This window comes from Streptomyces sp. NRRL B-24572, from assembly GCF_002156145.1.
In the GTDB taxonomy this organism is placed as follows: domain Bacteria; phylum Actinomycetota; class Actinomycetes; order Streptomycetales; family Streptomycetaceae; genus Streptomyces; species Streptomyces vietnamensis.
The window spans coordinates 1-9,415 of record NZ_MWIG01000697.1 but is presented as its reverse complement, the minus strand read 5'-3'; the positions used below and the strand labels follow the sequence as shown (position 1 = coordinate 9,415).

Genomic DNA, 9,415 nt, shown 5'->3' with positions numbered 1-9,415 from the left:
CTCCTTCCGGGACGCGGCGCGCCGGCTGGACCGGCGGCTCACTCCGGCCAGGCCCCCGTCGCCAGGAACCGCTCGATAGCGGCGGTGTAGGGCGCGATGTCCAGGCCCTGGGCGGCCAGCCAGTCGTCGGAGTAGTACTTGTCGAGGTACCGCTCGCCGCCGTCGCAGATCAGGGTGACGACGCTGCCGGTGCGCCGCTCGGCGACCATCTCGGCGACGATCTTCAGCGCGCTCCACAGGCCGGTGCCGGTGGAGCCGCCCGCCTTGCGGCCGATCGCGGTCTCCAGTGCGCGGACGGCGGCGACGCTCGCCGCGTCGGGGACCTTCATCATGCGGTCGACGGCGCCGGGCACGAAGCTGGGCTCCATGCGGGGGCGGCCGATGCCCTCGATGCGCGAGCCGCAGTCGGCGGTGGCGTTCGGGTCGTGGTGCGTCCAGCCGTCGAAGAAACAGGAGTTCTCGGGGTCGGCGACGCAGATCCGGGTGTCGTGCTGCATGTAGTGGACGTAGCGGGCGATGGTCGCCGAGGTGCCGCCGGTGCCGGCGGTGGCGACGATCCAGGCGGGCTCCGGGTACCGCTCCAGCTTCAGCTGCTGGTACATCGACTCGGCGATGTTGTTGTTGCCGCGCCAGTCGGTGGCCCGCTCCGCGTAGGTGAACTGGTCCATGTAGTGGCCGCCGGTGCGCTCGGCGAGGGCGGCGGCCTCCTCGTACATGGTGCGCGAGTCGTCGACGAAGTGGCACTGCCCGCCGTGGAACTCGATGAGCCGGCACTTCTCGGGGCTGGTCGTGCGGGGCATGACGGCGATGAAGGGGACGCCGATGAGCTTCGCGAAGTACGCCTCGGAGACGGCGGTCGAGCCGCTGGAGGCCTCGATGACGGGCTTTCCGGGGCGGACCCAGCCGTTGCAGAGGCCGTAGAGGAAGAGCGAGCGGGCGAGCCGGTGCTTGAGGCTGCCGGTCGGGTGGGTCGACTCGTCCTTGAGGTAGAGGTCGATGCCCCACTTCTCGGGGAGGGGGAAGCGCAGCAGGTGGGTGTCGGCGGAACGGTTGGCGTCGGCCTGGACCTTGCGCACGGCCTCCTTCAGCCAGGACCGGTACGCCGGGTCGCTGCGGTCGACGTCGACGGTGGCCGTCGCGGTGCTCGTCGCAGTGGCCGCACTCTCGTGGGTGGTGCTCATCCGTCCCTCTCCTCATGTGGCGCCCCATGGCTCCCCCACTACCGACAATACCGCTCTCACCTGGGCAAACGTTCCCTTTGACGATCCATAGGCATCGCTTGTGGACGGCCCGCCGGCGGGCTACTGGTGCGGGCGGCGACGGCCCGGCACACTGGGTACGGCAACCGGGTGAAAGGGGCGGATCGCCATGGCGGAGCCGGAGTTCAGCGCCAGGGGCGTACGGATCGCGCGCTGGCCGCGCTCGCTGACGCGCGCGGGCGAGGTGCGGATCGAGGACGGACGCCTCGCGCTCCTCACGAGTTACGGCAGCGAGATCGACAGCGCGCCGGTGACGGCGGTGCGGGCGGGGCGGCCGTGGTTCGCGAAGGCGGACGAGACGGTGGCGACCGTGAACGGCACGCGGTACCGGCTGACGCTGCGGGACGGCGACCCCGACCGCGACCGCAACCGCGACCATGACAGCGAGTCACACGCCTCGGGGCGTTTCCTCGCCGCGCTGAAGAAGGCCGCGCGACGGTCCTGAGCTGCGACGGCTCGCGGCGAGTTGCGGGGCGGTCACGGCTGGGCCAGTCTGGAACCCACCTCACTGAGGGTTCAGCGGTGGTGACGCTGCGATCAGGTCACCGCCCCTTCTGTACCGCATTGACAGATCCGAATCTTCGTCTTCTTCCGGACCACTTCGGGGAGTCGCAGCCGTGATCAGCGAGCCGAGCAGGTACTACGCGGTGGAGCTTGAGGCCCTGCCGTCGCGGATCGGACAGGTCCGCCGCATCATCTCCGCGCACCTTCGACATTGGCAGTTGGACGCCCTGGTGGACCAGGCGGTCCTCGGGGTGACCGAGCTGCTGACGAACGTGCACCGTCATGCCCAGCCGGACAAGGGATGCAGGGTCGAGGTCGAGCTGCTGCTCGACCGGCTCACCGTCTCGGTCCGGGACCACGATCCCCGGCTCCCCGAGGTCTGCCCCGTGGAGGCGTTCGGTCTGCTGGACGACCCCGACGCGCTCGCCACCTCCGGCCGGGGGCTCGCCATCGTCGGGGCGGTCAGCGAGAGCTGGGGCATCCGCCCGTGCGGCGCCGACGGCAAGGTCGTGTGGTTCACCCTCACGGCGCCGCCCTGTGCCGACCCCGTCGAGGAGTGCGCGCGCGCCGTGTACGGCGCCGCGGCCGAGGCCGCGTTCGCGGGCGTCGGGTACAGCCGACTCCCCGGTGTGCCGCTCAGCGCCCCCGCCGAGCCGGTCCCCGCTCCGTCGGTGGCCCGCCCGGTCCTGGCGGGCCGGGCGGGCTGAGGACTCCCGACACACACTCCCGACGCTCACTCCGTGGCGATCGCCCGCAGGATCTCCAGGCGGGCCGCCCGGCGGGCCGGGCGCCAGGCCGCCACGGCCCCCGCCACCAGGCCGACCAGGGCCACGGCCGCGAGCCGCAGCGCCGGTACGGCGAACGCGAGGGCGCTGTCGCCTGATCCGCCCGAGGCGCGGACGAGGACCCAGCCGAGGAAGCCGCCGAGCGCGAGCCCGCCGACCGTCCCGAAGGCGGCGACCAGGACGGACTCCCAGCGGACCACGGCCCGCAGCTGGGTCCGGGTCTGCCCGACGGCCCGCAACAGACCGAGCTCACGGGTCCGTTCGTGGACGGAGAGGGTCAGCGTGTTCGCGATGCCGAGCAGCGCGATCAGGACCGCGAGCGCGAGGAGCGCGTAGACGAGGGTGAGCATCATGTCGATGCCGCCCGCCGAGGCCTCCGCGTACTCCCCCCGGGTCTGCACCTCCGGATGGCCGTACCGGTCGGCGACCTTCGCCACGGCGGCCTTGCCCTCCTCGGCGCCGACGCCGTCCGCGAAGGACACGGCGACGAGCCGGTCGGCGTCCTGGGTGCGGTGCGGGGCCCAGGCCGCCCGGGTGACGAGGTAGTCGCCGGCGAGGTCGGAGCGCTCGTAGACCGCGCGGACCGTGAAGGTGTGCCGGCTGCCGTCGGTGAACGTCAGGACGGCGGTCCGGCCGGGCGCCAGGCCGGAGTCGGCCGCCTCGTCGGCGGCGACGGCGAGCCCGTCCGTACCGAGTCCGGTGAGGGAGCCCCGTACCTCCCCCAGGTCGAGCGCCCGGGCCAGCGCGGCCGGGTCGGTGACGGTGAGGGCGCGGCCCTTGCCGTTCACCTCGGCGACGCCCCGTCCCAGGCCCACGGCGGTGTCGACCTCGGGAAGCGCGGCGACCGCCGGGGCGAGGCGGGGGCTGAGCCCGCTGCCGCCCGCACCGAACGAGGGCGTGCTGATGGCCACGTCGCCGGCGAAGGAGCGGTCGACGGTCCGGTCCATGGTGGCCTTGAGGGAGGCGCCGAAGACCGTGAAGAGGGTGACGACGGCGACCCCGATCATCAGGGCGGTGGCGGTCGCCGCCGTACGGCCCGGGCTGCGCAGGGCGTTGCGGCGGGCGAGGCCGCGGTTGACCCCGCGCAGCGGGCGGCCGAGCACCCGTACGGCGAGCGAGGCGGCGACCGGTCCGAGGACCACGAACGCGACGACGGCGAGCGCGGCGCCGGTCCCGGCGAGCCACAGCGACGGGGTGCCGAGGACGCCGACGAGGACCGTGCCGACGCCTGCGACGAGCAGGGCGCCGCCGGTCAGCGCGCGACGGCGCGAGGTGCCCGAGTCGTCCACGTCCGTCTCGCGGAGCGCGGCGAGCGGGGCCGTGCGCCCGGCCCGTACGGCCGGAAGCAGCGCCGAACCGGCGCAGACCGCGAGTCCGACGCCGAGCGGGAGCACGAGGGAGGTGCCGGCGACGACGAGGTCGCCCTCGGGGAACGGGAAGCCGATCGCGGGGAACAGCGCCTGGAGTCCGGCGGCCACCCCGATCCCGGCGAGGAGCCCGGCCAGGGAGGCGAGCAGTCCGACGGCGAGCGCCTCGGCGAGGGTGCCGGTGACGATCTGGCGGCGGGCGGCGCCGATCGCGCGCAGGAGGGCGTTCTCGCGGGTCCGCTGGGCGACGAGGACGGCGAAGGTGTTGTGGATCGTGAAGACGGAGACGAGGACGGCGACCCCGCTGAACACGAGCAGGAAGGTGGTGAAGAGGTCGAGGAAGCGGCCGGAGATCATCTCGGTGTTCTCCTCGGCGGCCCGCTGTCCGGTGATCGCCTCGACCCCGTCGGGCAGCGCGGGCGTCAGCGCGGCGACCAGTTCGTCCTGGGAGACGCCGGGCGCGGCGCGTACGGCGATGCTCGTCGCCTCGCCGGGGCGCGCCGTCAGGTACTTCTCCGCGTCGGCGCGGGTGAGGCCGGTCCAGGTGACCTGGCCCATGCCGTCCGCGCCGCCGAAGGTGGCCAGGCCGACGACGGTGACCTTCACCGGGTCGGGGGTGCGCAGGACGGTGGTGTCGCCGACGGCGAGACCGGCCGTCTTCGCGGCGCCCCGGTTGACGACGGCCTCGCCGGGGGCGCTCGGCTCCCGTCCCTCCGCGAGGCGGTACGGGTTGAGTGCCGGGTCCTCGATCCAGTTGCCCGCGAGGGTGGGCGGGCCCTTGCCGCCGACGGGGCTGCCGTCGGCGGCGACGAGCTGGCCCGCGCCCTCGATGCGGGGCGCGGCGGCGGCGACCCCGGGGACCTTGGAGAGGCGCTCGGCGAGGGCGGCGGCGACGGGGCCGCGGGTGCCCTGGGCCTCGCCGGCGGCGGTCACGGTGACGGAGCTGCGGACGATGGCGTCGGTGCCCCGGGTGGCGCTGGTGAACATCGAGTCGAAGCTCGCGCGGAGGGTGTCGCCCATGACGAGGGTGCCGGTGAGGAAGGCGACCCCGAGGAGGACGGCGACGAAGGTGCCGAGGAAGCGGCGCCGGTGGGCGCGGAGCGAGGAGCGGGCGAGCCTGAGGGTGGCGGGGGTGTTCATGCCGCACCTCCGGGGACCGTCGCGGTGCCCGTGTCGAAGGCCTTCATGCGGTCGTCGAAGGCCTTCATGCGGTCGAGGACGAGGTCGGCCGTGGGGCCGGTCATCCGGTCGACGAGCCGGCCGTCCGCGAGGAAGATCACCTCGTCGGCGTGGGCGGCGGCGACCGGGTCGTGGGTGACCATGACGACCGTGCGACCGGTCTCGCGGACCGTACGGCCGAGCAGGCTCAGGACCTCCTCGCCGGAGCGCGAGTCGAGGTTGCCGGTGGGTTCGTCGGCGAAGACGACCTCGGGGGCGCCGACGAAGGCCCGGGCGACGGCGACGCGCTGCTGCTGTCCGCCGGAGAGTTCGCTCGGCCGGTGGTGGAGGCGGTCGCGCAGGCCGACGGTGTCGACGAGCCGGTCGAAGCGCACCCGGTCGACGGGGTGCCCCGCGAGGTCGAGCGGGAGGGTGATGTTCTCGGCCACGGTGAGGGTCGGCAGCAGGTTGAAGGCCTGGAAGACGAAGCCGATCCGGTCGCGGCGCAGCAGGGTCAGGCGCCGGTCGTCGAGGGTGGACAGGTCGGTGTCGCCGACGAGGGCGGCGCCGGAGGTGAGGGTGTCGAGTCCGGCGGCGCAGTGCATCAGGGTGGACTTGCCGGAGCCGGACGGGCCCATGACGGCGGTGAAGCGGCCGACGGGGAAGTCGACGCTCACCCCGTCGAGGGCCCTGACCTCGGTGTCGCCGCGCCCGTAGACCTTGACGGCGTCGACGACGCGGGCGGCGGGGAGCGGGGCGGGAGTCGTCATGTCCGGCGCCCCTTGGGGTTCGCGGCGCGGCCGAACTGCTCCTCCAGGACGCTCAGGCGCCGCCAGTACTCGTCCTCGTCGATCTCCCCGGCCGCGAAGCGGTGGCCGAGCAGGGTGAGGGGCGAGTCCTCGTCCGGTCCGCCGTCGCGGCGCATGTCGCCGCCGAAGCGGAAGTCGCGACCGCGCCACCCGCCGGCGCGCCACCCGCCGGCGCGGCGGACGACGGTGACGATCCCGATGACGACGGCGGCCCAGACGAGGGGGAAGAAGAGGATCCACGGGCCGGGACCCGCGTACGCGAGTGTGTTCATGAGGGTTCAGCTCCTCGGTGTGTTGTCCGTGGTTCGAGGCTCCCTCCGGAAGGGGGTCCGGGTCGTCGTACGGGCAGCGGCTCCTGGCGTACGACACCGGGAGTACGTCGCCCCGGTCGGCACTCCTTCCGTTCTGTACCTACTGGTATGTACAGTGCCGCCATGAGCATGAACACCTCGGAGCGGCTGATCGAGGCGACCCGCGAGCTGCTGTGGGAGCGCGGCTACGTCGGCACCAGCCCCAAGGCCGTCCAGCAGGCGGCGGGCGCGGGCCAGGGCAGCATGTACCACCACTTCGCCGGCAAGCAGGACCTGGCGCTCGCGGCCATCCGGCGCTCGGCCGAGGAGCTGGGGGCGGCGGCCGAGGCGGTCCTGGGCGGTACGGGTTCGGCGTACGCCCGGATCGAGGCGTACCTGCTGCGCGAGCGCGACGTCCTGCGCGGCTGCCCGGTGGGGCGGCTGACCATGGACCCGGAGGTCATCGCGGACCCGGAGCTGCGCGCGCCCGTCGAGGAGGTGCTCGGCCGGGTGCGCACCCGGATCGCCGAGGTCGTCCGGGAGGGCCTGGACAGCGGCGAGTTGAGCGGCGGTCTCGATCCGGAGGAGATCGCGGCGACGGTCCTCGCGACCGTACAGGGCGGGTACGTGCTCGCCCGCGCGACGGGTTCGCGCGCCCCCTTCGACACCGCCGTACGCGGACTGCTCACCCTGCTCGCCCGCTGACCCCGCCTCGGAGAACCGGAGCCTTCCCGTGCACGCGATGCAGTACGAGATCACCCTGCCCGCCGACTACGACATGGAGATCATCCGCAAGCGGGTGGCGACCAGGGGCCACCTGCTCGACGCCTTCCCCGGGCTCGGCCTGAAGGCGTATCTGATGCGGGAGCGGGAGGCCGGGTCTCCCGTGAACCAGTACGCGCCGTTCTATCTGTGGGCCTCCCCCGAGGGAATGAACTCCTTCCTCTGGGGCCCCGGCTTCCAGGGCATCGTGAACGACTTCGGCCGGCCGGTGGTGCAGCACTGGACGGGCCTGGCGTACGAGGAGGGGCCGGCGGCCGCGTCGGCGCCGGGCGCCGCGACGCGCCGCAGGACCCCGCTCGGGGAGGGGGTCCCGCCGGGCGAGGCCGTGGCGGAGGCGGTGACCCGGCATGCGCGCGAGGCGCGGCGGGACGGGGTGGTGGCCTCCGCACTTGCGGTGGACCCGCGCCACTGGGAACTGCTCGCCCTCACCCTGTGGGCGGGCCCGGAAGCGCCCGCCGACGAGGGCGAGCGCTTCCGGGTGCTGCACCTGTCGGCACCGGGCCGGTCGGCGCTCGGCGCCGGGCGGCAGTGGTGAGGCGGTCGCCCCTCGGCAGCGGGCGGCAGCGGTGGGCCGAGGCCCTCTGAGGAGCCTGAGGAGCGTCAGGCCACCGCGACGAGCGTGAGGTAGGCGATGCCGAGGACGCCCCGGTAGCCGTTCAGCCAGCCGGAACGCTGCCGGTCGACGCGCTCGCGCGTCTCGGCGGCGAGCGGGTGGTCGGGGTGGGCGGCGAGCCAGACCTCCGTGTCGTAGCGGTAGCCCGACTCGAACTCCTCCCATTCCTCCGCGCTCGCCGTCTCGATCCACGCGGGCCGGAACCCCGCCTCGACGGCGAGGTCGACGAGCGCGCCGAGGGAGAAGTGGTCGCCGACGGTCGCGCCGGGCCACATACCGGCGAGCTCCGTCTCGGTCGGGGTGCGCTCCCAGAAGCCCTCGCCGAGCACGACCCGACCGCCGGGCCGGACGAGCCGGCGGAGCTCACGCAGGACGGCGGCGGGGTCGTACGGCAGCTCCGGGTCGCAGAGCGCCTGGCTGGACCCGAGGCAGAGGACGGCGTCGACGGGTCCCCGGTCGGTGCCGAGCGCCGACTCCTCGACGAAGGCGACCCGGTCGGCGAGCCCGCGCTCCTCGGCGAGGGCCCGGCCGCGGGCCAGGTCCTCGGCGTTGATGTCGATGCCGGTGCCCTTCGCGGCGGGGGCCGCCTCCAGGAGGCGGAGGAGCAACTCGCCCCATCCGCAGCCGATGTCGAGCGCGTCGGCGGGCGCGGTGGCCGCGAGCCGCTCGATCATGCGGGTGGCGCGGGCCTCGGAGAGGGGGCCGTGGAAGGTGAGGCTGCCGAGGCGCGGGGGAAGTTCGACTGCCGAGTCGGAAGAGGTCATGGGGCGGAACGGTACGCCGTGCCCCGTCCGCCGCACACCGGTTTTCCGACGGCCTCCTCGCCGGGGCCTGTCTGACCGTTCGCGTCCGGCCGCCGACGACGAGACCGGCACGCGCATGGCCCTGGCCCGGCTCGCCGCCCTGGCGGAGGGGCGCCCCGATCCGCAGGGCCGACCCCGTCAGGCCGGTTCGCGTCCCAGGGCCGCCAGCGGGTCGTCGAGCACCGGCTGCCAGGCCAGTTCGGCCGCGCCGACCAGGCTGTTGTGGTCCAGGGTGCACGGGAGGATCGGCACGCCGCCGCTGCGGCCCCAGAGGCTGCGGTCCGCGACCACCGCACGGAGCCGCTCGGGGTCCGCGTCCAGGAGTTCGCGGTGGAGCCCGCCGAGGATGATCCGGTCCGGGTTGAGGATGTTCACCAGGCCCGCGAGGCCCAGACCCAGGCGGTCGATCAGCTCCCCCACCGCGACCCGGACGCCCGGGTCGTCGGGGCTCGTGCGCAGCAGGTCGCGGGACTGCTGGAGCAGCGACACCTCGGGGCCGGGGGTCCGGCCCGCGGCCGTGAGGAACGCGAGCGGGTCGGTCTCGACGTCGAGGCAGCCGCGGCTGCCGCAGTGGCAGGGGCGGCCCTCGGGGTTGACCGTGAGGTGGCCGACCTCCAGGGCGAGGCCGGAACTGCCGGTGTGGAGGCGGCCGTCGAGGACGAGCGCCCCGCCGACGCCGCGGTGACCGGTGGCCACGCAGAGCAGGTCCCGCGCGCCGCGCCCCGCGCCGTGGCGGTGCTCGGCGAGCGCGGCGAGGTTCACGTCGTTGCCGGTGAAGGCGGGGCCTTCGATGCCGGCGGCCCGTACCCGCTCGGCGAAGATCTCCCGGACCGGCGCCCCGGCGGGCCAGGCGAGGTGGAGCGGGTTGAGGGCGGTGCCCTCGGGTTCGGCGACGGCGGAGGGTGCGGCGAGTCCGGCGCCGACGCAGCGGCGGCCGCTCTCCGCGAGGAGCGCGGCGCCCGCGTCGACGACCGCGCCGAGGACCTGCGCGGGGTCGGCGGAGACGGTGACGCAGCCGGGCGCGGTGGCCACGATGGCGCCGCC

General features: G+C 74.5%; 10 protein-coding genes. 4 read left to right on the top strand and 6 right to left on the bottom strand.

Annotated elements, in window-relative coordinates:
• Positions 1-38: 38 nt before the first annotated feature.
• On the bottom strand, positions 39-1,181 hold the full coding sequence (locus CCN56_RS33905) for a PLP-dependent cysteine synthase family protein (protein ID WP_086831666.1): 1,143 nt from the start codon (positions 1,179-1,181) through the stop codon (positions 39-41).
• Positions 1,182-1,368: 187 nt separating this feature from the next.
• On the opposite strand from CCN56_RS33905, the gene CCN56_RS33900 reads away from it, so the two are divergent.
• Together CCN56_RS33900 and CCN56_RS33895 are read left to right on the top strand one after the other, a co-directional pair.
• A complete protein-coding gene (locus tag CCN56_RS33900; protein WP_086831665.1) occupies positions 1,369-1,704 on the top strand; it encodes a hypothetical protein in 336 nt (111 codons plus the stop codon).
• A 172-nt stretch (positions 1,705-1,876) separates the two neighbouring features.
• Positions 1,877-2,470 (top strand): ATP-binding protein, encoded by a 594-nt coding sequence (locus CCN56_RS33895; RefSeq protein ID WP_179200074.1) that lies wholly within the window; start codon positions 1,877-1,879, stop codon positions 2,468-2,470.
• 26 nt (positions 2,471-2,496) lie between these two features.
• Here CCN56_RS33895 and CCN56_RS33890 read toward each other — a convergent pair whose 3' ends face one another.
• The 3 genes from CCN56_RS33890 to CCN56_RS33880 are packed head-to-tail and all read right to left on the bottom strand — an operon-like array spanning position 2,497 to position 6,154.
• On the bottom strand, positions 2,497-5,055 hold the full coding sequence (locus CCN56_RS33890; protein ID WP_086831664.1) for an ABC transporter permease: 2,559 nt from the start codon (positions 5,053-5,055) through the stop codon (positions 2,497-2,499).
• On the bottom strand, positions 5,052-5,843 hold the full coding sequence (locus CCN56_RS33885; RefSeq protein WP_086831663.1) for an ABC transporter ATP-binding protein: 792 nt from the start codon (positions 5,841-5,843) through the stop codon (positions 5,052-5,054). The genes CCN56_RS33890 and CCN56_RS33885 overlap by 4 nt, the downstream gene beginning before the upstream one ends.
• Positions 5,840-6,154 (bottom strand): SHOCT domain-containing protein, encoded by a 315-nt coding sequence (locus CCN56_RS33880; RefSeq protein ID WP_086831662.1) that lies wholly within the window; start codon positions 6,152-6,154, stop codon positions 5,840-5,842. The genes CCN56_RS33885 and CCN56_RS33880 overlap by 4 nt, the downstream gene beginning before the upstream one ends.
• 147 nt (positions 6,155-6,301) lie before the next feature.
• Between CCN56_RS33880 and CCN56_RS33875 the strand changes: the two genes are divergently transcribed.
• Both CCN56_RS33875 and CCN56_RS33870 read left to right on the top strand, forming a co-directional pair.
• Positions 6,302-6,877 (top strand): TetR/AcrR family transcriptional regulator, encoded by a 576-nt coding sequence (locus CCN56_RS33875; protein ID WP_086831661.1) that lies wholly within the window; start codon positions 6,302-6,304, stop codon positions 6,875-6,877.
• 28 nt (positions 6,878-6,905) lie between these two features.
• Positions 6,906-7,490: a DUF4865 family protein gene (locus CCN56_RS33870; RefSeq protein WP_086831660.1), complete on the top strand. Its 585-nt coding sequence runs from the start codon at positions 6,906-6,908 to the stop codon at positions 7,488-7,490.
• A gap of 65 nt (positions 7,491-7,555) precedes the next feature.
• On the opposite strand, the gene CCN56_RS33865 is transcribed toward CCN56_RS33870, so the two are convergent.
• Complete coding sequence (locus CCN56_RS33865; protein ID WP_086831667.1) at positions 7,556-8,332, bottom strand: class I SAM-dependent methyltransferase; 777 nt, start codon at positions 8,330-8,332, stop codon at positions 7,556-7,558.
• A gap of 177 nt (positions 8,333-8,509) precedes the next feature.
• Positions 8,510-9,415, bottom strand: a 906-nt coding sequence (locus CCN56_RS33860) for an ROK family protein (RefSeq protein WP_086831659.1), incomplete at its 5' end; no start/stop codon positions are given.

Coding starts and splice junctions, on each gene's coding strand:
- CCN56_RS33900 (WP_086831665.1), top strand. CDS start 1,369: ATGGCGGAGCCGGAGTTCAGCGCCAGGGGCGTACGGATCGCGCGCTGG.
- CCN56_RS33885 (WP_086831663.1), bottom strand. CDS start 5,843: ATGACGACTCCCGCCCCGCTCCCCGCCGCCCGCGTCGTCGACGCCGTC.
- CCN56_RS33890 (WP_086831664.1), bottom strand. CDS start 5,055: ATGAACACCCCCGCCACCCTCAGGCTCGCCCGCTCCTCGCTCCGCGCC.
- CCN56_RS33880 (WP_086831662.1), bottom strand. CDS start 6,154: ATGAACACACTCGCGTACGCGGGTCCCGGCCCGTGGATCCTCTTCTTC.
- CCN56_RS33865 (WP_086831667.1), bottom strand. CDS start 8,332: ATGACCTCTTCCGACTCGGCAGTCGAACTTCCCCCGCGCCTCGGCAGC.
- CCN56_RS33905 (WP_086831666.1), bottom strand. CDS start 1,181: ATGAGCACCACCCACGAGAGTGCGGCCACTGCGACGAGCACCGCGACG.
- CCN56_RS33875 (WP_086831661.1), top strand. CDS start 6,302: ATGTACAGTGCCGCCATGAGCATGAACACCTCGGAGCGGCTGATCGAG.